Origin of the sequence: Flavobacterium sp. ARAG 55.4 (assembly GCF_051846875.1) — a bacterium.
Lineage (GTDB): Bacteria > Bacteroidota > Bacteroidia > Flavobacteriales > Flavobacteriaceae > Flavobacterium > Flavobacterium plantiphilum.
Window position 1 is genome coordinate 101841 of the sequence record NZ_JBPYCT010000001.1, and the last position, 25001, is coordinate 126841.

Sequence of the window (25001 nt, forward strand, 5' to 3'; positions counted from 1 at the left end):
AAATAAAAAGGATTGCAGGTGTTATGAAATCTGAAATTTCGAGGGTGTTTGCAGTTGGTGGCAAATATTCTGGACCAGGTTCTTATTTTGATTGTATTGATTTAAAATGGAATAATTGTATATAGATTTAAACAAATTAAATTCGCGCTTTTTAAGGTGGATTTAGAGAAAAAAAAGGAGCGTAATAAAGAATAAAGTACTTTATTACGCTCCTTTTTTTGTAACAAATAGTGTTAAAATTTTATTTCTTAGGTTTTATCAGAAATGCATTTTCGTAATTTTTTCTGATTTCTGCTAAATTTCGTTCCGCTTCAATTCTGCTTTTGAAATTCCCTATCCAGACTTTGTAATTTGGGGTGTTAAAAACAATAGTTCCGTCGAGTTCAGGAAAATTTTGTCTGCAGTTGTATAATGTGCTTTTTGCTTTTTCACTGTTGCCGCTAAAAACCTGAATTTTATATCCTTCATTTACAGCTATTGAGCTGTTTATTTTTCTTTTTTCGTTTAAAAGCTGTTCAAATTTAGGATTTTGATGAATGTTAATTTTTGCCTCTTGTGCAGCCAATTTGAAAGTACAAATTGTAAAAATAGTAATGTAAATTGTAGTCGTTCGAATAGTTAAAATTCTCATAATGTGAAGATTTTTAAGTAAAATTAATATTTATATGCTGAATGTGAAACAAAAAATTTATTTAGAATTATTATAAATTGAGTTTTGTGCTATTTTAGGGTTTTGAGAATAGTTCTTAAGTCGTATTTTTGTGGCTGTTTAAAATAAAGGGACATTTTTATATGAAATTGTTGTATAAAAAATTGTGCCAATTTTTAGTAGATAATCATTATACTTTATGAAAAAGGTGGGTAACCATAATTCGAACTCAAGGAAAATGTTTTTAAGTTTAGCGATGATGCTGGCTTTTTCCTTCTCTTCATTTGCGCAAGACGCTGCTCCTGCAGCTGCAACCGAAGCTCCAGCAGCTGCTCAGTCTGGTGGTGATCCAGTAAAAGGTAAGGCGCTTTTTAATTCTAATTGTGCTGCGTGCCATAAACTTGATGCAAAATCAACAGGTCCTGCACTTAGAGGTGTTGCTGATAAGCACGATAAAGAATGGCTTTATAAGTGGGTTCATAACAGTTCTGATATGATTAAATCAGGGGATCCTGTTGCAGTGAAATTATTTGAAGAAAATAATAAATCAGTAATGACTTCTTTTCCTCAGTTGTCTACAGAGGATATAGATAATATTATTGCTTATACTTCTGAACCTAAAGCTGAACCAGCGGCTGCTTTGCCAACTGGTGATGTTAAAGGCTCAGCTAATGAGGGGAGTTCTAATAATTTAATTTTAGGAGTTCTTGCGTTGGTTTTAGTAGTATTAGTAGTAATGCTGATAATGGTTAACAATGTATTAAGAAAAGTTGCTAAAGCTAACGGTATTGAAGTTGCTCCTAAAGCTGAGCGTACTCCATTATGGAAGACTTTTGTTAAAAATCAATTTTTAGTATTGGTTGCTTCTATTTTCTTATTGTTGGCAAGTGGGTATTTTGTGTATGGTTTCTTAATGCAGGTGGGTGTTGATCAGGATTATCAACCTATTCAGCCAATTCATTATTCTCACAAAATTCACGCCGGTGATAATGAGATTAACTGTAAATATTGTCACTCTGCTGCCAGAGTTAGTAAAACTGCAGGTATTCCTTCTTTGAACGTTTGTATGAACTGTCATAAAAATATTTCTGAAGTTGCTGAAACTACTGCTACTCCTGAGTACAGTAAAGCTTTTTATGATGCTCAGATCCAAAAGTTATATGACGCAGTGGGATGGGATAAAACCACTCAGTCTTATACTGGAAAAACTAAGCCGGTAAAATGGGTTCGTATTCATAATTTACCTGATTTTGTTTACTTTAATCACTCTCAACACGTAACTGTTGGAGGTATTGAATGTCAAACCTGTCATGGTCCTGTTGAAACTTACGAAGTTCAAAAACAATTTGCTCCTTTAACAATGGGATGGTGTATTGATTGCCATAGAAAAACAGATGTTAAAATGGAAGGAAATGGGTATTATACTAAGATACATGAAGAACTTTCTAAGAAATATGGTGTGGAGAAATTAACCGAAGCACAAATGGGAGGTTTAGAATGTGGAAAATGCCACTATTAATCAAATTATTAAGATTTTAATATATATATACAATGTCATCAAACAAAAAATACTGGAAAAGTGTTGAGGAACTAGAAAATGGTTCTATTGTTGAGGCGCTTAGAAATAACGAATTTGTTGAAGAGATTCCTACAGATGAATTTTTAGGAAATACAGATGCTATGTCGTCTTCTTCAACATCAAGACGTGATTTTTTAAAGTACGTTGGTTTTAGTACTGCTGCGGCAACACTTGCTGCATGTGAAGGGCCTGTGAACAAGACAATTCCTTATGTATTACAACCGGAGCAAATCATCCCTGGGGTAGCTGATTATTATGCAACTTCTGTTTTTGACGGTTTTGATTTTGCAAATCTACTTGTTAAAACACGTGAGGGGCGTCCTATTAAAATAGATAATAATACTATTTTGGGAGCTAAATTTGCTGCAAATGCCAGAGTTCATGCCTCAATATTGTCATTGTATGATAATATGCGTTTGAAAGCACCAAAAATAGAAGCGAAAGATTCTAGCTGGTCTGTAGTAGATGCAAAAATTAAATCAAGTATCGCTGATGCAAAAGCAACTGGTGGTCAGGTTGTTTTACTGACTAATACTTTAGCGAGTCCTTCAACAGAAAAATTAATTGCTGATTTTATAGCTGTAAACCCAAATGCAAAACATGTAGTTTATGATGCGGTTTCTTCGTCAGCTGCATTAGATGCTTTTGAAACAGTTTATGGTGAAAGAGCTTTAGTGGATTATGATTTTTCAAAAGCTTCTCTTATCGTTTCTGTTGGAGCTGATTTCTTGGGAGATTGGCAAGGTGGTGGATACGATTCAGGGTATGCACAAGGCAGAATTCCAAAAAATGGAAAAATGTCCCGTCATTTCCAGTTAGAGGCAAATATGACTTTGTCTGGTGCTGCTGCTGATAAGCGTCTGCCAATGACGGTTGCAAATCAAAAACAAGCATTAGTACTTATATATAATATTATTACAGGTTCATCAGTTGCTGTAAATCTTGCTCCTGAAGTAAAAGCTGAAGTTACTAAAGCAGCTCAGCAATTAAAAGCTGCCGGTTCTAAAGGTCTTTTAGTTTCTGGTATTCAGGATAAAAATGCACAATTGTTAGTTTTAGCTATCAACCAGGTGTTGGCTAGTGAAGCTTTTTCAACTGTTGGAACAAGACAAATAAGAAAAGGGTCTGATGAAAAAGTAGCTCAGTTAGTTAAGGATATGAATGCGGGAAGTGTTCATACTTTAATCATGAGCGGTGTAAATCCGGTTTATACTTTAGCTGATTCTGCTTCTTTTGCAGAAGGACTTAAAAAAGTAAAAACTTCTGTAGCTTTATCTTTAAAAGAAGATGAAACTGCTGCTGTTGCAACTATTGCTGCTCCGGTTCCTCATTATTTAGAAGCTTGGGGAGATCTAGTTCTTACTAAAGGAACTTATAGTTTAACGCAACCTACAATTCGTCCTTTATTTGATACCAAACAATTTCAGGATGTTTTAATGTCTATCAACGGACTTACTGGAACTTATTACGATTATTTAAAAGCATATTCTTCATCATTTATTACAGGTTCATCTTGGAATAAAGTTTTACATGATGGAGTATTTGTTGGAGCTCCACAAGCTGCTGCCGGAGGTACTGCTGATTATGCTGGTGCTGCTTCTGAATTAGCAAAATCTAAAGCTGCTTCTGGTTTAGAATTAGTATTGTATACTAAAACTGGTATGGGAGATGGTCAGCAGGCTAACAACCCTTGGTTGCAAGAGTTTCCGGATCCAATCACAAGAGTTTCCTGGGATAATTATGTAACTGTTTCTCATGCTGATGCAAAAGCACTGGGCTTGTCTAATGAAATCGTTGCTAATGGTGGGTTGAATGGTAGTTATGCTACTCTTACAACTGCTGACGGAACAAAACTAGAGCAGGTTCCTGTTATTGTTCAGCCAGGTCAGGCTGTTGGTACAATTGGTCTTGCTTTAGGATACGGTCGTAAGGCTGCTTTGAAAGAAGAAATGCAGGTAGGTGTTAATGCTTACGCTTTATATAAAGGTTTTAATGATGTTCAGTCAGTTGAGTTGGTTGAAGCTGGTGGAGAGCATGAATTTGCTTGTGTTCAGGGACAAAAAACTTTGATGGGTAGAGGAGATATTATTAAAGAAACTACTTTAGAGATTTTCAATACCAAGGATTCTAAAATTTGGAATGAAACTCCAAAAGTATCATTAGACCATAAAGAAGTTGAATCAACTACTGTGGATTTATGGGAATCTTTTGATCGTTCAGTTGGTCACCACTTTAATCTTTCTATTGATTTAAATGCCTGTACGGGTTGCGGGGCTTGTGTAATTGCTTGTCACGCTGAAAATAATGTACCTGTAGTAGGGAAGTCTGAAGTTAGAAGAAGTCGTGATATGCACTGGCTGCGTATTGACAGATATTATTCTTCTGATGCTACTTTTGCTGAAGATGTTGAAAGAAAAGAGAATATAGCTGGTTTATCAAGTTCATTGTCTACATTTAATGAAATGGAAGAAGCGGGAGATAACCCTCAGGTTTCTTTCCAGCCAGTAATGTGTCAGCATTGTAACCACGCTCCTTGTGAAACAGTATGTCCTGTAGCTGCAACTTCTCATGGCCGTCAGGGACAAAACCATATGGCTTATAACAGATGTGTTGGTACTCGTTACTGTGCTAATAACTGTCCTTATAAAGTTCGTCGTTTTAACTGGTTCTTATATAACAAAAATAGCGAATTTGATTATCATATGAATGATGATTTAGGACGTATGGTGTTAAATCCTGATGTTAACGTTCGTTCTCGTGGAGTTATGGAAAAATGTTCTATGTGTATTCAAATGACACAAGCTACTATTTTAAATGCGAAGAGAGAAGGAAGGGAAGTGGTTGATGGAGAATTCCAAACAGCATGTTCAAGTGCTTGTTCTTCCGGAGCAATGATATTTGGTGATGTTAATGATAAAACAAGTAAAGTGGCTGAATTAGCGGCTGATGAAAGATCTTATCACTTATTGGAGCATATTGGAACAAAACCTAATGTGGTTTATCACGTAAAAGTTAGAAATACTTAGAAATAAATTTAAAATCAATATAAAGGAATATGTCTCATATATACGACTCTAGTATTAGAAAGCCTTTAGTTATAGGTGATAAAACTTATCATGATGTAACAGTAGATGTGGCAGCGCCTGTCGAAGGTTTGGCTAATAAACATTGGTGGATTGTATTTTCAATCGCCTTAACAGCCTTTCTTTGGGGAATAGGATGTATAGTTTATACAGTATCTACAGGTATTGGAACATGGGGATTAAATAAAACAGTTGGTTGGGCCTGGGATATCACAAACTTCGTTTGGTGGGTTGGTATCGGTCACGCCGGAACCTTAATTTCTGCAGTATTATTGTTATTCCGTCAAAGATGGAGAATGGCAATTAACCGTTCAGCAGAGGCAATGACAATTTTCTCTGTTGTACAGGCAGGTTTATTCCCTATTATTCACATGGGACGCCCTTGGTTAGCTTACTGGGTATTGCCAATTCCCAATCAATTTGGATCATTATGGGTTAACTTTAACTCTCCATTGCTTTGGGACGTATTTGCAATTTCGACTTATTTATCTGTGTCATTAGTCTTCTGGTGGACTGGTTTATTGCCTGACTTTGCAATGCTTAGAGACCGAGCTATTACACCATTTAATAAAAGAATATACTCTATTTTGAGTTTTGGATGGAGTGGTAGAGCTAAAGACTGGCAACGTTTTGAAGAAGTGTCTTTAGTTTTGGCAGGTTTAGCAACTCCTCTTGTACTTTCAGTACATACTATTGTATCTATGGACTTTGCTACTTCGGTAATTCCTGGATGGCACACCACAATCTTCCCTCCATACTTCGTTGCTGGAGCGGTTTTCTCAGGATTTGCGATGGTAAACACGTTGCTTATCATTATGAGAAAAGTATCTAATCTTGAAGCTTACATTACTTTACAACATATCGAATTGATGAATCTTATCATCATGATTACAGGATCTATTGTAGGTGTTGCTTATATTACTGAGTTATTTATTGCCTGGTACTCAGGAGTAGAGTATGAACAATATGCATTCTTAAACAGAGCTACAGGACCTTACTGGTGGGCATATTGGTCAATGATGACTTGTAACGTGTTTTCTCCACAATTTATGTGGTTTAAAAAATTAAGAACAAGTATTATGTTTTCTTTCATTATTTCCATTGTTGTAAACATAGGAATGTGGTTTGAAAGATTCGTAATTATAGTTACGTCTTTACATAGAGATTATTTACCGTCTTCTTGGACAATGTTCTCTCCAACATTTGTTGATATTGGGATTTTCATCGGGACAATAGGTTTCTTCTTTGTATTGTTTTTATTGTATTCCAGAACTTTCCCTGTAATTGCACAGGCAGAGGTTAAAACAATTTTAAAAGCAACAGGAGATAATTACATAAGAGAAAGAGAAGCAAATAAAGATTCACACCATGAGTAATAAAGTAATATACGCCATTTATAATGACGATGATGTATTGATGAATGCGGTTAAGAAAACCAGAGCAGCTCATCATCATATTGAGGAAGTTTTTACTCCATTTCCAGTTCACGGTTTGGATAAAGCTATGGGATTAGCACCTTCAAGATTAGCTATTTGTGCATTCTTATACGGATGTGTAGGTATCTCTTTTGCAACTTTCATGATGAGTTATATTATGATTCATGACTGGCCGCAGGACATCGGAGGTAAACCAAGTTTTAGTTATATTCAGAATATGCCGTCTTTTGTGCCTATTATGTTTGAGATGACTGTATTTTTTGCAGCTCACTTAATGGTAATTACTTTTTATATGAGAAGTAAATTATGGCCTTTTAAAGAAGCTGAAAATCCAGATGTCAGAACTACTGATGACCATTTTTTAATGGAAGTAGCTGTAAATAATAATGAAGAGGAATTAGTTTCTTTTTTCCAAAATACAGGTGCTGTAGAAGTTAAAGTAATTGAAAAGAATTAATTTAGATATGAAAAGGGTATATAAAATAACACTATTGTTAGGCATAACTATATTAGTAGCTTCCTGCCATAACGATAAAGCGCCGAATTATCAGTATTTTCCAAATATGTACGAATCAGTAGGCTATGAAACTTATTCAGAGTCTAAAGCTTTTGCAAATGGTCAGGAAGGTCAGCTACCTGCTCAGGGTAGTATAAACAGAGGTTTTGAACCTTATGAGTATCCAAATACTACTGAGGGTTATGAATTAGCGAAAGCAAATTTAAAATCACCTCTTGATTCTTTGGATAGAAATTCCGGAAAAGGAAAAGAACTTTTTGATATTTATTGCGCTATTTGTCATGGTACAACTGGTAATGGTAAAGGAAAATTAGTTGAAAGAGAAAAATTTCTTGGAGTTCCTAGTTATGCGGATAGAGTTATCACTGAAGGAAGTGTTTTCCACGTTGAGACTTATGGTTTAAATGCAATGGGTTCTCATGCTAATCAATTAACTAAACACGAACGTTGGTTGATTGCTGACTACGTGCTTAAACTTAAAAGCCAATTATAATTGTTGAACAAACTGATCGTATTAGATATGTATACATTTTCAAGTAAATTAAAAACTTTTTCTTTTATCTTAATGGCCGTAGGTATATTAGGAATAGGGTATGGTTTTTTAAACGCACCAAAAGATATTCATGAAGTAGAGAGTATCCTTTCTGCATCATCACATGGTGGACATGGTGAAGCACAACATCATGAGGAAAAGCCTGCTCACGAAGAAGCTCATGCAACAGCAAATCATGCTGGCGCAAGTGAAGCAGATGCACATGCGGAACACGAAGAGCATTTAACTCACGTGTTACATCAATTGCAAAACAAGCCTTGGGCTGCATTGTATGTTGCTAGTATTTTCTTTTTGTTGATAACAATGGGAACTTTAGTTTTTTATGCTATTCAGCAAGTTGCTGTAGCAGGATGGTCTCCGGTTTTGTTTAGAGTTATGCAGGGTATAACCTCTTTTCTTCCTGTAGCTTCTGTTATCTTTTTTATAATATTAGTATTATGCGGTCTTCATTTTAATCATCTTTTTGCCTGGATGGCAGACGGTGTAACGGATCCGGCAAGTGCAAATTATGATAAAATGATTGCTGGTAAATCAGGGTATTTAAATTTCGGATTTTGGATTGTAAGAGCAGCTATTTTCTTAATTGGATGGAATTTATACCGTCATTATTCCAGAAAAAACTGTTTAGCACAGGATGATTCGAATGATAATAGTTTTTATAAAAAGAACTTTAATATTTCTGCAGGTTTCTTGGTTTTCTTCATCGTATCGGAGTCTATCATGTCCTGGGACTGGATTATGTCATTTGATCCTCACTGGTTTTCTACATTATTTGGCTGGTATGTTTTTGCAAGTTTCTTTGTGAGCGGAATCACTTTAATTGCAATGGTAACGGTTTATTTAAAATCAAGAGGCTTCTTAGAGTATATTAATACAAGTCATATTCATGATTTAGCAAAATTCATGTTTGGTATTAGTATTTTCTGGACTTACTTATGGTTCTCTCAGTTCATGTTAATCTGGTATGCTGATATTCCTGAAGAAATTACTTATTTCGTAACCAGAATTAATTTATATAACCTTCCTTTCTTTGGAGCTGTTGTTATGAATTTTGTTTTCCCATTATTAATTCTTATCAATACTGATTTCAAAAGAATTACTTGGGTAATCGTTATGGCTGGTATTGTTATTTTGGCAGGTCATTATATTGATTTCTTTAATATGATTATGCCTGGTACTGTTGGTGATCAGTGGTTTATAGGTGTTCCTGAAATTTCATCAGTTCTTTTCTTCCTTGGATTGTTTATTTTTACAGTGTTTACTGCATTAACTAAAGCTCCTTTATTAGCAAAAAGAAATCCTTATATCGAAGAAAGTAGACATTTTCATTATTAATTTTTAAAGAAATAAACAGATGACAAGTTTGTTGGTAATTATAGTTTTAGTTTTATTAGCTGTTGCTTTATGGCAATTGACTAAAATATTCGACCTTACTCAAGTGGGTACTTCTTCAGATAGTTCTCAGGTAGCTAATGATAGAGACAATAATATTCAGGGATATTTGATGTTTGGTTTTTTAGCATTCCTGTATGTTTTTACAATATATGGTTTGTTAGCCTGGGGTAATTTACCCTTGCATACTCCTGCCTCTGAGCATGGAGGACAGGTAGATAATCTGATGAATATTACCTGGGTTTTAATTTTTACTGTTCAGGCAATTACACAGGTTTTATTATATTATTTTGCTTTTAAGTATAAAGGAAAAAAAGATCAGAAAGCCTTATATTTTGCTGATAATAATAAACTAGAAGCTTTGTGGAGTATTATTCCTGCTGTTGTTTTAGCTGGTTTGATTCTTTATGGATTATATGCCTGGACAAATATTATGTTTGTTGATGAAGATGAGGATACTATTGTAGTTGAATTATATGCTCAACAATTTAAATGGACTGCCAGAATAGCTGGTGAAGATAACGTATTAGGTAAAGCTAATGTAAGATATATCGAAGGTGTAAATACTTTAGGTGTAGATTTATCAGATAAAAATGCAGAGGATGATATAGTAGTGAGTGAGTTACATATTCCTAAAGGAAAAAAAATACATTTTAAATTCCGTTCTCAGGATGTTTTACACTCAGCTTATTTTCCACATTTCAGAGCTCAGATGAACTGTGTTCCGGGTATGGTTACTGAGTTTGCTTTTACTCCTGTCTATACTACTTCTGAGTACAGAGAATTACCTTATATGGTTGAAAAAGTAACTCATATTAATGAGTTAAGAGCTAAAAAGAGTGTTGAATTAATTGCTAAGGGTGAATCAGGATTAGATCCTTATACATTTGATTATTTATTGCTTTGTAATAAAATTTGTGGTGCTTCACACTATAATATGCAAATGAAAATTGTTGTTGATACACCAGAGGATTATAAAAAATGGTTAGCAGATCAAACAACTTTGGTTGCTCAGGTAAAAGCATCATTAGAGAAACCAGTTGAAGAAACTGGGGTTGAAGCTAAAGAGAATGATACTGTGGCAGCTCCTGCGGCTCCTGAAGTAGCTATGAAATAATAAATTATTAAGAAAATTTAAAGTATAATATATGTCAGCAGAAGCTCACGATCACGCACACGATCACGAACATGAACACCACCATAAAGAGACATTCATTACTAAATATATTTTTAGTATTGATCACAAAATGATTGCTAAACAATACCTTATTACAGGTATTATTATGGGAGTTATTGGGATAGCTATGTCTTTGCTTTTCAGAATGCAGTTAGCATGGCCTGAAGAATCTTTTAAAATATTTAATGTTTTATTAGGTGATAAATTTGCTCCTGATGGTGTAATGGCAAATGATATTTATTTAGCCTTAGTTACAATTCATGGTACTATCATGGTATTCTTTGTACTGACGGCTGGTTTGAGTGGAACTTTTAGTAACTTACTTATTCCTCTTCAAATTGGAGCCAGAGATATGGCTTCCGGATTTATGAACATGATTTCATACTGGTTGTTTTTCTTATCTGCTGTAATTATGTTATGTTCACTGTTTGTTGAGGCTGGACCAGCTTCTGCAGGTTGGACAATTTATCCTCCGTTGAGTGCTTTACCTCAGGCTATTCCTGGGTCTGGAACAGGTATGACTCTTTGGTTAGTGTCTATGGCAATCTTTATCGCATCTTCTTTGATGGGATCTTTGAACTACATTGTTACTGTAATTAATTTAAGAACTAAAGGAATGTCTATGACAAGATTGCCTCTTACAATCTGGACATTTTTTGTTACGGCGGTAATTGGAGTAATTTCTTTCCCGGTGTTATTATCAGCGGCTTTGTTGTTAATTTTTGACAGAAGTTTTGGAACGTCATTCTTCTTATCTGATATCTATATCGCCGGAGAAGTTTTGCATTATCAGGGAGGTTCTCCTGTTTTGTTTGAACACTTATTCTGGTTTTTAGGACACCCTGAAGTATACATTGTAATTTTACCTGCAATGGGTCTTGTTTCTGAAATTATGGCAACTAACTCACGTAAACCAATTTTTGGTTACAGAGCTATGATTATGTCAGTTCTTGCAATTGCATTTTTATCTACAATTGTTTGGGGTCACCATATGTTTATCTCAGGGATGAATCCATTCTTAGGATCTGTATTTACATTTACTACTTTATTGATTGCAATTCCATCTGCTGTAAAAGCATTTAACTGGATTACAACTTTATGGAAAGGTAACTTACAACTGAATCCTGCGATGTTGTTCTCTATCGGAATGGTTTCTACTTTCATTACAGGAGGTTTAACAGGAATCATTTTAGGAGACAGTACTTTAGATATTAATGTTCACGATACTTACTTTGTAATTGCTCACTTTCACTTAGTAATGGGTATTTCTGCACTTTATGGAATGTTTGCCGGTATCTATCACTGGTTCCCTAAAATGTATGGAAGAATGTTGAATAAAAATTTAGGTTATATTCACTTTTGGGTAACAGCAGTTTGTGCTTATGGAGTATTTTTCCCAATGCACTTTATTGGATTAGCTGGTTTACCAAGACGTTATTATACAAATACAAACTTCCCGTTATTTGATGACTTGCAAAATGTAAACGTATTGATTACTACCTTTGCTTTGGTTGGAGGAGCTTTCCAATTAGTTTTCTTGTATAACTTCTTTGCCAGTATCTTTAACGGTAAAAAAGCAGAACAAAACCCTTGGAGATCTACTACATTAGAATGGACTACACCAGTTGAACATATACATGGTAACTGGCCAGGTGAAATTCCTGAAGTTCACCGTTGGGCTTACGATTACAGTAACCCTGAACATGAAGAGGATTTTGTACCTCAAACGGTTCCAATGAAACCAGGTGAATCAGTTTTACATCACTAAATATATTTAAACCTCTGTTTTACAGAGGTTTTTTTATGTCTGAGTTGTTCATATTTTATTATTATAAATCAACATCGGTTTTTTCTATCTTTGCCAAATGAATGAAAACTTAGACCCAACGACAAAAGGATATAATCCTGAAGAGCTTGATCTTGAAAAACGATTAAGACCGCTTAGCTTTGATGACTTTGCCGGCCAGGATCAGGTATTAGAAAATCTTAAAGTTTTTGTTGCTGCCGCTAATCAACGCAGTGAAGCCTTAGATCATACCTTGTTTCACGGACCTCCGGGATTGGGGAAAACTACATTAGCTAATATATTGGCTAATGAGTTGGAGGTTGGAATTAAAATTACTTCGGGTCCTGTTTTAGATAAACCTGGAGATCTTGCCGGTTTATTAACTAATCTCGAAGAAAGAGATGTCCTGTTTATTGATGAAATACATCGTTTAAGTCCCATCGTAGAAGAATATTTGTATTCAGCTATGGAGGATTTTAAAATCGATATTATGATTGAATCTGGTCCTAATGCCAGAACAGTTCAAATCAATTTGAATCCGTTTACGTTAATTGGTGCCACTACACGTTCCGGATTGTTAACAGCTCCTATGAGAGCACGTTTTGGAATTTCATCCAGACTGCAATATTATACAGTAGAATTACTAACTACTATTATACAAAGAAGTGCTTCTATTTTAAAAATGCCAATTTCTATGGAAGCGGCAATAGAAATCGCCGGAAGAAGCCGGGGTACGCCCCGAATTGCAAATGCTTTGTTGCGAAGAGTTCGTGATTTTGCTCAAATAAAAGGAAATGGAACTATTGATATTGAAATTTCTAAATACGCTTTAAAAGCATTGAATGTTGATGCACATGGACTGGACGAAATGGATAATAAAATTTTAAATACCATTATTGATAAATTCAAAGGCGGTCCCGTAGGTTTAAGCACTCTTGCAACTGCTGTCTCTGAAAGTAGTGAAACTATTGAGGAGGTTTATGAACCTTTTCTTATTCAGGAAGGATTTATTATGAGAACTCCGCGAGGAAGGGAAGTTACTGAGAAGGCCTACAATCATTTAGGAAAAACAAGAACAAATATTCAGGGAGGACTTTTTTAAAGGGAACAGGAAACAGGATATTTAAAATGGAGTTTTCTAATTTTGTTTTACTCATTTAAAATAATAAGCCATCATCGATTCACGACAAAAATATTCACAATTCATTAAATCCGAAGCTAAACGTCTCGGATTTTTGTCTTGTGGTATCTCTAAAGCAGGTTTTTTAGAAGAAGAAGCGCCCCGACTGGAAAATTGGCTGAACAAAAATCTGAATGGCAGGATGAGTTATATGGAAAATCATTTTGATAAACGATTAGATCCCACTTTACTCGTTGATGATGCTAAAAGTGTCGTTTCACTTTTATTAAATTATTATCCCCAACAGGAACAAATTCAGGATTCTTATAAGATTTCCAAATATGCTTACGGACAGGATTATCATTTTGTAATTAAAGAAAAATTAAAAGAACTGCTTTTTTCTGTTCAGGAAAATATCGGTGAAGTTTCAGGGCGCGTGTTTGTAGATTCTGCTCCTGTTTTAGATAAAGCCTGGGCGGCAAAAAGTGGTTTAGGGTGGATTGGAAAAAACAGTAATTTATTAACTCAGAAAACAGGTTCGTTTTATTTTATAGCCGAATTAATTATTGATTTGGAATTAGAGTATGACTATGCCGTGACCGATCATTGTGGGAATTGCACAGCCTGTATCGATGCATGTCCTACACAGGCGATTATTGCTCCCTACATTGTTGACGGAAGTAAATGCATTTCTTATTTTACTATAGAGTTAAAAGAAAATATACCTGCCGAAATGAAAGGGCAATTTGATGACTGGGTTTTTGGTTGCGATACCTGTCAGGATGTTTGCCCCTGGAACAGATTTTCTAAGAGCCATAACGAACCTTTGTTTAATCCTAATCCGGATTTACTGTCTATGACCAAAAAAGATTGGGAAGAAATGACCGAAGAAACTTTTAAAATTGTTTTCAAAGACTCTCCCGTTAAAAGAACAAAATTCCAGGGACTGAAAAGAAATATTGATTTTTTGAAGTAATTAGAATCGAAAAAAATAAACACCTGAAGATGCATATTAACGATTTTTTTATATATTTATAGATATTAAAAATTTCGTAATATGACTGTAAATCAAATATTAAGCACGAAAGGAAACGATGTTTATTCCATTGTTTCAACCATTAGCGTTTATGATGCTATAAAGGTAATGGGAGAGAAAAATGTTGGCGCAATATTGATTATTGAAGAAGGCCGGCTAAAGGGAATTTTATCTGAAAGAGATTATGCGAGGAAAATTGTTCTTAATAATAAATCATCAAAGAACACCTTAGTTCAGGATATTATGGTTTCGAAGGTAATAACGGTAAGTCCGAACGATGATTTAGATGCTTGTATGGAACTGATGATTTCAAGAAGAATCAGGCATTTACCTGTTGTGGAAGAAGAGAAAGTGATTGGACTTATTTCTATAGGTGACGTGGTTAAGTCTATAATTGAAAAGCAAAAAGAAACAATTCAATTATTAGATTCTTATATCAATAGTACCCAATTGTAATTTTTTATTCTATTTATTTACCACATAATTTGTTTAAGCCGCACCGTTTTGCGGCTTTTTTTGTGGAGATAATTGTGTTTTTTTTAAAAGAATTATGAAAATGTTAACTTTTTAAGTTAAGACTTCTATCTTTGTGTATAAGATAAAACTGCCATTATGAATAAAGATAGCAAAAGAAGAGAAGCTTTACTGTACCATGCCAAACCCACGCCAGGTAAAATTCAGGTTGTTCCAACAAAAAAGTATGCTACTCAGAGAGATTTATCCTTAGCATATTCGCCAGGTGTCGCAGAACCTTGTTTAGAAATAGAGAAGGATATTAATAATGTTTATAAATATACCGCTAAAGGAAATCTGGTTGCTGTAATTAGTAATGGTACAGCAGTTTTGGGACTTGGAGACATTGGTCCGGAAGCTTCTAAACCGGTAATGGAAGGAAAAGGGCTGTTGTTTAAAATTTTTGCTGATATTGATGTTTTTGATATTGAAATTAATACTAAAAACGTAGAAGAATTTATTCAGACGGTCAAAAATATAGCTCCTACTTTTGGGGGGATAAATTTAGAAGATATCAAAGCTCCGGAATCTTTTGAAATTGAAAGACGTTTAGTAGAAGAATTGAACATTCCTGTAATGCATGATGATCAGCACGGAACGGCAATTATTTCCGCAGCGGCTTTGATAAATGCGCTGGAATTAGCTAAGAAAAAAGCATCTGATATAAAAATGGTCATTTCCGGAGCAGGTTCAGCAGCTTTGGCTTGTGCCGATTTGTATGTTTTATTAGGAGTTAAACAAGAAAATATTTTAATGTTTAACAGTAAAGGAGTTTTGACTAAAAACAATACTTCTCTTTCAGCTTTGCAACAAAAATATGCTCAGGACATTGAGCCTGTTACACTTGCTGAAGCGATTAATAATGCTGATGTTTTTATAGGATTGTCTTCAGGGAATATTATGAGTCCGGATATGCTTTTAAGCATGGCTAAAAATCCAATCGTTTTTGCGATGGCAAATCCTAACCCGGAGATTGATTATAATCTGGCTATCGAAACCCGTAAAGATGTTATTATGGCTACAGGAAGATCTGATCATCCTAATCAGGTTAATAATGTTTTAGGTTTTCCATATATTTTCAGGGGAGCATTAGATGTTCGTGCTGCTAAAATTAATGAAGAAATGAAAATGGCTGCTGTAAAAGCGCTGGCTTCATTAGCAAAAGAATCGGTTCCGGAACAGGTAAATGTGGCTTATGGGGCTACAAAATTAGTCTTTGGAAAAGAGTATATTATTCCTAAACCTTTTGATCCAAGATTAATTAGTGTTGTTTCTCCTGCTGTTGCAAAAGCGGCAATGGAATCAGGAGTGGCTTTGAATCCAATTACAGATTGGAATAAATATGAAGAAGAGCTCATAGAACGATTAGGGAATGATAATAAAATGGTTCGATTAATTAGCAATCGCGCTAAAATGAATCCTAAAAGAATTGTGTTTGCGGAAGCAGATCATTTAAATGTTTTAAAGGCAGCTCAGATTGTTCATGAAGAAGGAATAGGATTCCCTGTTTTATTAGGTGATAAAACCATTATTCAGGAATTAAAGGAGGAATTAGGTTTTGATGCTGATGTTGAAATTATTGATCCCAAGGAAATTAAAGAAAATTCCAGAAGGGGCAGATATGCAACAGCGTACTGGGAATCCAGAAAAAGGAGAGGAATCACCTTATTAGATGCGCAAAAATTAATGCGGGAAAGAAATTATTTCGCTGCAATGATGGTCAATACCGCTGAAGCAGACGGATTAGTAACAGGATATACCAGAAGTTATGCAACTGTGGTAAAACCTATGTTACAGTTGATTGATAAAGAATCCGATGTTTCTGTAATTGCAACAACAAACATGATGATGACTTCGCGTGGTCCTATGTTTCTGTCAGATACTGCAATTAATATTGATCCATCAGCAGAGGAATTAGCTAAAATTGCATTAATGACAGCAAAAACGGCTCAGATTTTTGGAGTAGAACCTGTTATTGCAATGGTTTCTTATTCTAATTTTGGTTCTTCTACCAATCAAAAAGCCTCTAAAGTCAGAGATGCGGTCGCTTATTTGCATAAAAATCATCCCGAATTAATTATCGATGGAGAGATTCAGGCTGATTTTGCACTGAATCCTGAAATGTTAACAGAAAAATTTCCTTTTTCAAAATTAGCCGGAAAAAAAGTCAATACTTTAATTTTTCCAAATTTGGATTCGGCTAATATTACATATAAATTGATGAAGGAATTGTATCAGACAGGTTCTATAGGTCCTATAATGATGGGGATGAGACAACCGGTTCATATTTTTCAGTTAGGAGCAAGTGTAGAAGAAATGGTAAATATGGCAGCTATTACTGTAATTCATGCTCAGGAAAAAGAAAACAGACATAAATAAAATATATTTTTGTAAAAAATACTAAATGATTGCACATTTACAGGGAAAGTTAGTTGAAAAATCACCCACACAGCTTATTATTGATTGCGGAGGAGTGGGATATGAGGTTCATATTTCATTACATACTTATTCTTTACTTCCTCAAAATGATTTTGTTAAGGTGTTTACTTATCTTCAGATTAAAGAAGATGCCCATACAATATTTGGTTTTTTCGAAAAATCAGAGAGAGAGATTTTTAAATTATTAATTTCTGTTTCCGGTATTGGAGCAGGAATTGCAAGAACCATGTTGTCCTCTTTAGATCCAAAACAGATTACTAATGCCATCGCATCCGGTGATGTGGGAACAATACAGTCAATTAAAGGGATAGGCAGTAAAACCGCTCAGAGAGTAATTTTAGACTTGAAAGATAAAATTTTGAAGTTGTATGATTTAGATGAAGTTTCTATGTCACTAAGCAATACAAACAGAGATGAAGCGTTATCTGCATTAGAAGTTTTAGGATTTGTCAGGAAAGCTTCTGAAAAGGTAATTGAGAGAATTGTAAAAGAAGATCCGGAAGCATCTGTTGAATCTATAATTAAACAAGCATTAAAAAGCTTATAAAATACAGCAAATAAACCATTGTATGCATAAAATTTGTATTGTTTTGGCAGTTTTATTATGCAGTTTTGTATCATTGGCTCAAGTAAATGAATCAGCTCAGGATACCACAAAAACTGGATATTCCCTTGGAAAAGTTCAAATAAAAAATCCTAAAACTGTTCAGGAGGCGTATACTTATGACCCAAAAACGGACCGATATATTTACACGAGTTCAGTGGATGGATTCTCGATTAAGTATCCTATTATTTTAACACCTGAAGAATATGAAAATCTGGTTTTGAAAGAGTCTATGAAAGAATATTTCAAGAAAAAATCAGATGCAATAGATGGAAAGAAATCCGGAAGTGAAGCCGATAAAAAAGATTTATTACCCCGCTATTATGTAAATTCAGGCTTGTTTGAATCTATTTTTGGAAGCAATACTATTGATGTAAAACCTACAGGTTCTGTTGAAATGGACATGGGGGTACGTTTTACAAAACAGGATAATCCGTCCTTTTCTCCAAGAAACCGCTCTAATTTAGCTTTTGATTTTGACCAGAGAATCAGTATGAGTTTAATGGGAAAGGTGGGGACCAGACTCAATGTCAACGCTAATTATGATACGCAGTCTACTTTTGCTTTTCAAAATTTATTAAAATTAGAATACACACCAACCGAAGATGATATTATTCAGAAAATAGAAGTTGGAAATGTAAGTATGCCTTTAAATAGCTCTTTAATTCGGGGAGCGCAAAGTTTATTTGGTGTAAAAGCCCAGTTGCAATTTGGTAAAACTACAGTTACAGGTGTTTATTCGGAACAAAAATCACAAACTAAATCAGTTGTTTCACAAGGAGGCGGGACTATACAGGATTTTGATGTTTTTGCATTAGATTATGATAATGACCGACACTTTTTCTTATCACAGTATTTTAGAGACCGATATGATATTGCTTTAAAAAATTATCCTTTTATAGACAGCCGGGTACAAATAACCCGTATTGAAGTCTGGGTAACTAACAAGCAAACCCGTTTAAATACAACTTCTAATAATCTGAGAAATGTAATAGCGTTGCAGGATTTAGGAGAATCACAACTTACAGGTTTAGCAGATAGTGAAGTGGTAGTTTTAGCCTCTCCGGCGGGAATGTTTAATAAACCAGTAGATTCTCCCTCGGATAATTCCAATAATAAATATGATCCGGCACAAATTCAGTCTGGTAGCGGATTGTTAAATAATAATATCCGTGAAATGGCAACGGCAGGTTCCGGTTTTAATGCTACGGTAAGTGAAGGCCAGGATTACTCTAAATTAGAAAATGCCCGAAAATTAACAACAAATGAATATACCTATCATCCGCAATTGGGATATATTTCGTTGCAGCAAAGACTAAGTAATGATGAAATTTTAGCTGTTGCTTATGAGTATACCATAGGTGATCAGGTGTATCAGGTTGGTGAATTTGGGAATGACGGTGTCGATGCCACATTAGTTACAGGAACGCCGCAGTCTACTCAGGCAGTGATTACGCAAAGCCTAATTCTGAAAATGCTAAAAAGCAATTTGACGAATGTCAAAAATCCGGTATGGAATTTAATGATGAAAAATATTTATCAAATTCCAGGTGCTTACCAAATTAAACAGGAGGATTTTAGATTTAATATCCTTTATACAGATCCTTCTCCATTAAACTATATTACTCCGGTTACAGGAACTCCATTTCCGGAAAATCCTTCTCCTGATAACAGAGTGCAGGAAACACCGTTATTGAATGTTTTTAATTTAGATAAATTAAATTACAATAATGACCGCCAGGTAGGGGGAGATGGTTTTTTTGATTTTGTTTCCGGTTTGACAATGGATACTCAAAACGGACGAATTATTTTTACCACTAAAGAACCCTTTGGAGAATTATTATTTTCTAAATTATCTACTCCTAATTCGGGTGAGGATTACGATGATGTTAATACCTACAATGCCAATCAGAGAAAATATGTGTTTCGAAATATGTATCGGAATACACAATCAGGTGCTTTGCAGGATAGTGAGAAGAATAAGTTTTTATTAAGAGGAAAATACAAATCATCCGCCGGTGACGGAATTCCTATAGGTGCTTTCAATGTGCCGCAGGGTTCAGTAGTAGTAACTGCTGGAGGAAGAGTTTTAGTGGAAGGAGTAGATTATAGTGTGAATTATCAATTGGGAAGAGTTCAGATTCTGGATCCTTCGCTTCAGGCTTCTAATACACCCATCAATGTTTCTCTGGAAAACAACACTATTTTTGGACAACAAACCCGAAGATTTATGGGAGTGAATGTGGAGCATAAATTTTCGGATAATTTTACTTTAGGAGGAACTTTTCTTAAAATGACCGAAAAGCCATTTACACAAAAATCAAGTTATGGTCAGGAATCTGTAAATAATACTATTTTTGGATTCAATACTAATTTTTCTACAGAAGTACCTTTCTTTACCAGATTAGTGAATATGCTTCCCAATATAGATACTGATGTCCCTTCCAATTTATCAGTGCGAGGTGAAATTGCATTTTTAAAACCTGATACTCCTAAGGCAGATCAGTTTAATGGTGAGTCTACATTGTATGTGGATGATTTTGAAGGTTCACAGTCTACTATTGATATGCGTTCAGCTTATGCCTGGAGTCTCGCATCAACACCGGAAGAAAACACCTATAGTACCTATAATTTTAATGCAAAGGCTAATGATTTGACATATGGCTATAAAAGAGCAAAATTAGCATGGTATACTATTGATCCTGTTTTTTATGTTCAAAAACCTTCAGGGATATCCAATGATGATATTTCATTAAACGCTACCAGACGAATTTACAGTGAAGAACTTTATCCTTTAACTGATATTGCGCAAGGGCAAACACAGGTAATTAGTACGCTGGACTTAACATATTTTCCTTCCGAAAGAGGTCCGTATAATAATAATTCTAATTTTAATCTGAATCCAAAGGAAAATTTTGGAGGGATTATGCGTTCCTTAACATCTACTAATTTTGAACAGGGTAACGTAGAGTATATTCAGTTTTGGGTTCTGGATCCCTATGTGGGAAATGGAAAATCCGAACCAACCAATACGGGTAAAATTTATTTTAACTTAGGAGAAATATCAGAAGACATTCTTAAAGACGGAAGAAAACAGTATGAAAATGGTCTGGGGCCGGATCAGGTGTTAGTAAATCCCCGCCCAGTTTGGGGAGAGGTACCTGCCTCACAATCCTTAATTTATGCTTTTGACACCGATCCCAATAATAGAAAAAACCAGGATGTTGGATTGGATGGTTTGTCTAATAATGCAGAGGCGGCGGTTTATGATAATTTTGCCTCTGAGCCTGATCCGGCTGCGGATGATTATACTTTTTATCTTAACACTTCGGGTAGTGTAAAAGAACGCTATAAAAATTACAATGGAGTTGAAGGAAATTCGGCTGTAGATATCAATGATCCTAACCAAGGAGCAACCACATTGCCTGATGTTGAAGATATCAACAGAGACAATACAATGAATACTATTAATGCTTATTATGAATACAGCATTGATATGAAACCTGATATGAGTGTAGGTCAGAATTATGTAACAGACGTCAGAGAGACTCAGGCTACTCTGCCTAACGGACAAGTCACAACTGCAAGATGGATTCAGTTTAAAATTCCGGTTTCTCAACCGCAGAATACTATTGGAAATATTACTGATTTCAGATCAATCCGTTTCATGAGAATGTTTATGACCGGATTTGAAGAAGAAGTTACGGTACGTTTTGGAGCTTTAGATTTAGTACGTGGTGATTGGAGAAGATATACAAATTCTCTGGATTTTAATGACACTAATATTGATGATGATGATACAGAACTCGACGTTATTGCCGTTAATATTCAGGAAAATAATGAACGCTGTCCCGTAAACTATGTAACACCACCAGATGTACAAAGAGAGCAGCTGTACAATAATAATACTTTAATTAATCAAAACGAACAATCATTATCATTACGGGTTTCCGGCAGTGGTTTAGAACCGGAAGATTCAAGAGCTGTTTTTAAAAATGTAAGCGTAGACATGCGTCAGTTTAAGAAATTAAAAATGTTTTTACATGCGGAATCTTTAAAAGGAGAAATTGAACTGCAAGACGATCAGATGGTAGGTTTTATTAGATTTGGAAATGATTTTACTCAGAATTTTTATCAGATAGAAATACCACTAAAGGTTACCAAAACCACTGATGGAAATTGTGTCTATACACCAGAGCAAGTTTGGCCGGAAGCGAATGAAATAGATTTATCATTAGACTTGCTGACAAAATTAAAAATTGAGGCCATGGGAGTAGATTTAAGTACACTGCCACTTGACGGGATTTATTATAAAAATGAAGACGAGCTCGACGGAAGTTTAAGTAATAAGGTTAATAAGCTTCGTCTGGGAATAAAAGGAAATCCTAATTTTGGACTGGTGCGTACTTTGATGGTAGGAATTAAAAATAACGAATTGCATCAGGATATTAAAGGAGAAGTATGGTTTAATGAACTTCGCTTAGCTGATATGGATAACCATGGAGGTATGGCGGCTGTGTTGAATGTAGATACTAATCTTGCCGATTTTGCAACAGTCTCTGCAACAGGTCGAATGAGTACTGTAGGTTTTGGTACTATTGAACAGGGACCCAATGAGAGAAGCAGAGAAGATATTCAGCAATATAATATTGTGACTAATTTGAATTTAGGGAAATTACTACCCAATAAATGGGGTATTAACCTGCCATTTAATTATAGTGTTGGGGAAGAAACGATTAAGCCCGAGTACGATCCCTTCAATCAGGATATTAAATTAAAACAGCTTTTAAGAGAAACAGATGATGCCAGTGACAGAGCTAATTTAAGAAACAGAGCCATAGATTATACTAAGAGAATCAGTATCAATTTTATAGGTGTGAGAAAGCAAAGAGGAGCGGAACAAAAACCACATGTTTATGATCCTGAAAATTTTACTTTCTCTCAGTCTTTCAATAAGGTAGAGCGTCATGATTATGAAATTGAAGATTATCTGGATCAACAGGCCAGTACTTCAGTAGATTATGCTTATAGTTTTGAAAACAAACCGGTCGAGCCTTTCAAGAAAACAAAATTCATGAAGAAAAGCACCTATTGGAAGCTGTTAAGTGATTTTAATTTTAACTATCTGCCTTCTAATATTACTTTTAATACTAATATTAACAGGCAGTACAACCGTCAGCAGTTTAGACAAGTTGATAATGTTCCCGGACTTGAATTAGACCCATTGTACAGAAGGAATTTTGGATTTAATTACAATTACGGTTTTAATTATAATCTAACTAAATCATTAAAATTCAGTTATGCTGCTTCAACTAATAATCTGGTCAAAAATTATTTAGATCAGGATGATCAGCCTATTGAAGATTTCTCTATTTGGGATAATTATTGGGATATTGGAGATCCTAATCATCATACACAACAAGTAGTATTAAATTATGATATTCCAATTAACAAGATTCCGTTATTTAGTTTTGTAAAAGCCAATTATTCTTATACAGGAGATTATAGCTGGCAGAAATCAGCGAACGCTTTATCTGAAATAGTGGTTGACGGTGTAGGTTATAATTTAGGAAATACGGTTCAGAATGCCCGTACTAATAACCTGAATGCAAGTTTTAATATGGATATGCTGTATAAATATTTAGGATTATCCAAAAAACCTGCGGTTAGAAAAGCACCGGCTGTAGCACCAAAACCAGGACAGAAAATAACGAGTGCCCCAGTTAAATCACAAGCACAAGGAAATGTGTTTACAGACGGATTAATTGGAGTTTTGACCAGCGTTAAGAATATCCAGATTAATTATACAGAGAACAGTGGAACTTTCTTACCGGGCTATACACCCAGTATTGGTTTCCTGGGGTCTTCAAGACCTTCGTTAGGATTTATCTTTGGAAGTCAGGATGATGTACGTTATGAAGCTGCTAAAAACGGCTGGCTGACAAACTATCAGGAGTTCAATCAAAATTATACTCAGGTGACTAATAAGGTATTTAAAGCTACTGCCAATGTAGATTTGTTTCCGGACTTAAAAATTGACCTGACGATGGACAGGTCATTTTCTGAAAATTTTTCAGAGCAATATGATGTCTCTTCTGAAGGAGCTTATAATTCCCGTTCTCCATACAATTACGGAATGTTTTCTATTTCTACACTTTTAATCAAAACAGCTTTCTCTCAAAGTGATGAGAATACATCGGCTGCTTTTGATGATTTTAGAATGAACAGACTTTTGGTTGCAAATCGATTAGCTACAGAAAGAGGAATTGATATCTTTAATCCCGCTAATTTGGATGACGAAGGATTCCCAAAAGGATATGGTAAAAATAATCAGGCAGTGTTATTGCCGGCTTTTATAGCAGCTTATACAGGAACTGATGTAGATAAGGTTTCTACAGGTATTTTTAGAAGTTTTCCTATACCTAACTGGACAGTAAAATATAATGGACTGATGCGTTATGGTATGTTTAAGAAGAATTTTAAACGCTTTTCTTTACAACACGCCTACAGAGCATCTTATACAGTTAATCAGTACCGGTCTAATTTTGATTTTGATAATAACCCTTCAGGAACTGATGACAGTGGGAATTTTTATAACAAAATAATTATGTCTAATATCAACTTAGTGGAGCAATTCAGTCCGCTGGTTCGTATGGATTTTGAGTTGAAAAATTCCTTAAAAGTTTTAACTGAAATCAAAAAAGACCGCGCTTTATCGATGAGTTTTGACAATAATTTATTGACTGAAGTAAAAGGAGTTGAATATATTGTAGGATTAGGATATCGTTTTAAAAATGTTATTTTCTCTTCGAGACTGGCTGATAATCCTACCGGAGTGATCAAAGGAGATATTAATCTGAAAGCTGATTTGTCATACAGAAATAATCAAACTATTGTACGTTATCTGGATTATGATAACAATCAATTAGCCGGAGGGCAAAACCTATGGTCTGTGAAAGTAACTGCTGATTATTCATTCAGTAAAAATCTAACAGCAATTTTTTATTATGATCATTCCTTTTCTAAAGCAGTAGTATCTACTTCTTTTCCTATAACAAATATTCGTTCAGGAATTACGCTCCGATATAATTTTGGGAATTAATTTAGATAATCTAAA

The 25001-nt window shown here is 34.8% G+C and carries 15 protein-coding genes; 14 read left to right on the plus strand and 1 reads right to left on the minus strand.

Going from position 1 to position 25001, the window contains the following annotated elements; all coding sequences use genetic code 11:
- Positions 1–241 precede the first annotated feature (241 nt).
- Entirely contained in the window at positions 242–631 is a 390-nt protein-coding gene (locus tag ACSV4D_RS00495) for an SPOR domain-containing protein (protein WP_408080868.1), read from the minus strand.
- A 217-nt stretch (positions 632–848) separates the two neighbouring features.
- Here ACSV4D_RS00495 and ACSV4D_RS00500 point away from each other — a divergent pair, with 217 nt between their 5' ends.
- The 14 genes from ACSV4D_RS00500 (at position 849) to sprA (ending at position 24986) form a co-directional block, all read left to right on the plus strand.
- On the plus strand, positions 849–2168 hold the full coding sequence (locus tag ACSV4D_RS00500; RefSeq protein WP_439226741.1) for a c-type cytochrome: 1320 nt from the start codon (positions 849–851) through the stop codon (positions 2166–2168).
- A gap of 32 nt (positions 2169–2200) precedes the next feature.
- Positions 2201–5254, plus strand: coding sequence for a TAT-variant-translocated molybdopterin oxidoreductase (locus ACSV4D_RS00505; protein WP_439226742.1), 3054 nt, complete (start codon positions 2201–2203; stop codon positions 5252–5254).
- 29 nt (positions 5255–5283) lie between these two features.
- Entirely contained in the window at positions 5284–6687 is a 1404-nt protein-coding gene (gene nrfD / locus ACSV4D_RS00510) for an NrfD/PsrC family molybdoenzyme membrane anchor subunit (protein ID WP_073241589.1), read from the plus strand.
- On the plus strand, positions 6680–7204 hold the full coding sequence (locus ACSV4D_RS00515; RefSeq protein WP_408080871.1) for a DUF3341 domain-containing protein: 525 nt from the start codon (positions 6680–6682) through the stop codon (positions 7202–7204). The genes nrfD and ACSV4D_RS00515 overlap by 8 nt, the downstream gene beginning before the upstream one ends.
- A 7-nt stretch (positions 7205–7211) precedes the next feature.
- Complete coding sequence (locus ACSV4D_RS00520) at positions 7212–7757, plus strand: c-type cytochrome (protein ID WP_439226743.1); 546 nt, start codon at positions 7212–7214, stop codon at positions 7755–7757.
- Positions 7758–7784: 27 nt separating this feature from the next.
- Positions 7785–9152: a quinol:cytochrome C oxidoreductase gene (locus ACSV4D_RS00525; protein ID WP_439226744.1), complete on the plus strand. Its 1368-nt coding sequence runs from the start codon at positions 7785–7787 to the stop codon at positions 9150–9152.
- A gap of 19 nt (positions 9153–9171) precedes the next feature.
- Positions 9172–10326 carry a cytochrome c oxidase subunit II gene (locus ACSV4D_RS00530; RefSeq protein ID WP_439226745.1) on the plus strand — a complete coding sequence of 385 codons (1155 nt, stop codon included), beginning with the start codon at positions 9172–9174 and terminating at the stop codon, positions 10324–10326.
- Between the two features lie 31 nt (positions 10327–10357).
- Complete coding sequence (locus tag ACSV4D_RS00535; RefSeq protein WP_408080875.1) at positions 10358–12154, plus strand: cytochrome c oxidase subunit I; 1797 nt, start codon at positions 10358–10360, stop codon at positions 12152–12154.
- A 97-nt stretch (positions 12155–12251) separates the two neighbouring features.
- Positions 12252–13274, plus strand: coding sequence for a Holliday junction branch migration DNA helicase RuvB (gene ruvB / locus ACSV4D_RS00540; protein WP_439226746.1), 1023 nt, complete (start codon positions 12252–12254; stop codon positions 13272–13274).
- A 70-nt stretch (positions 13275–13344) separates the two neighbouring features.
- Positions 13345–14268 carry a tRNA epoxyqueuosine(34) reductase QueG gene (gene queG, locus ACSV4D_RS00545; protein ID WP_439226958.1) on the plus strand — a complete coding sequence of 308 codons (924 nt, stop codon included), beginning with the start codon at positions 13345–13347 and terminating at the stop codon, positions 14266–14268.
- 81 nt (positions 14269–14349) lie between these two features.
- A complete protein-coding gene (locus tag ACSV4D_RS00550; RefSeq protein ID WP_408080877.1) occupies positions 14350–14784 on the plus strand; it encodes a CBS domain-containing protein in 435 nt (144 codons plus the stop codon).
- A gap of 156 nt (positions 14785–14940) precedes the next feature.
- Complete coding sequence (locus tag ACSV4D_RS00555; protein WP_408080878.1) at positions 14941–17220, plus strand: NADP-dependent malic enzyme; 2280 nt, start codon at positions 14941–14943, stop codon at positions 17218–17220.
- Positions 17221–17245: 25 nt separating this feature from the next.
- The gene (ruvA, locus tag ACSV4D_RS00560; RefSeq protein ID WP_439226747.1) at positions 17246–17827 is read left to right on the plus strand and encodes a Holliday junction branch migration protein RuvA; all 582 of its coding nucleotides are present in this window, start codon (positions 17246–17248) and stop codon (positions 17825–17827) included.
- Positions 17828–17849: 22 nt separating this feature from the next.
- On the plus strand, positions 17850–24986 hold the full coding sequence (sprA, locus tag ACSV4D_RS00565; protein ID WP_439226748.1) for a cell surface protein SprA: 7137 nt from the start codon (positions 17850–17852) through the stop codon (positions 24984–24986).
- Positions 24987–25001: the final 15 nt, after the last annotated feature.

Bases quoted from the DNA above. Each gene is read 5' to 3' on its own strand.
- ACSV4D_RS00525 (WP_439226744.1), top strand. From the start codon at position 7,785: ATGTATACATTTTCAAGTAAATTAAAAACTTTTTCTTTTATCTTAATG.
- ACSV4D_RS00515 (WP_408080871.1), top strand. From the start codon at position 6,680: ATGAGTAATAAAGTAATATACGCCATTTATAATGACGATGATGTATTG.
- ACSV4D_RS00520 (WP_439226743.1), top strand. From the start codon at position 7,212: ATGAAAAGGGTATATAAAATAACACTATTGTTAGGCATAACTATATTA.
- ruvA (WP_439226747.1), top strand. From the start codon at position 17,246: ATGATTGCACATTTACAGGGAAAGTTAGTTGAAAAATCACCCACACAG.
- ACSV4D_RS00495 (WP_408080868.1), bottom strand. From the start codon at position 631: ATGAGAATTTTAACTATTCGAACGACTACAATTTACATTACTATTTTT.
- ACSV4D_RS00535 (WP_408080875.1), top strand. From the start codon at position 10,358: ATGTCAGCAGAAGCTCACGATCACGCACACGATCACGAACATGAACAC.
- sprA (WP_439226748.1), top strand. From the start codon at position 17,850: ATGCATAAAATTTGTATTGTTTTGGCAGTTTTATTATGCAGTTTTGTA.
- ACSV4D_RS00500 (WP_439226741.1), top strand. From the start codon at position 849: ATGAAAAAGGTGGGTAACCATAATTCGAACTCAAGGAAAATGTTTTTA.
- nrfD (WP_073241589.1), top strand. From the start codon at position 5,284: ATGTCTCATATATACGACTCTAGTATTAGAAAGCCTTTAGTTATAGGT.
- ACSV4D_RS00505 (WP_439226742.1), top strand. From the start codon at position 2,201: ATGTCATCAAACAAAAAATACTGGAAAAGTGTTGAGGAACTAGAAAAT.
- ruvB (WP_439226746.1), top strand. From the start codon at position 12,252: ATGAATGAAAACTTAGACCCAACGACAAAAGGATATAATCCTGAAGAG.
- ACSV4D_RS00530 (WP_439226745.1), top strand. From the start codon at position 9,172: ATGACAAGTTTGTTGGTAATTATAGTTTTAGTTTTATTAGCTGTTGCT.
- ACSV4D_RS00550 (WP_408080877.1), top strand. From the start codon at position 14,350: ATGACTGTAAATCAAATATTAAGCACGAAAGGAAACGATGTTTATTCC.
- ACSV4D_RS00555 (WP_408080878.1), top strand. From the start codon at position 14,941: ATGAATAAAGATAGCAAAAGAAGAGAAGCTTTACTGTACCATGCCAAA.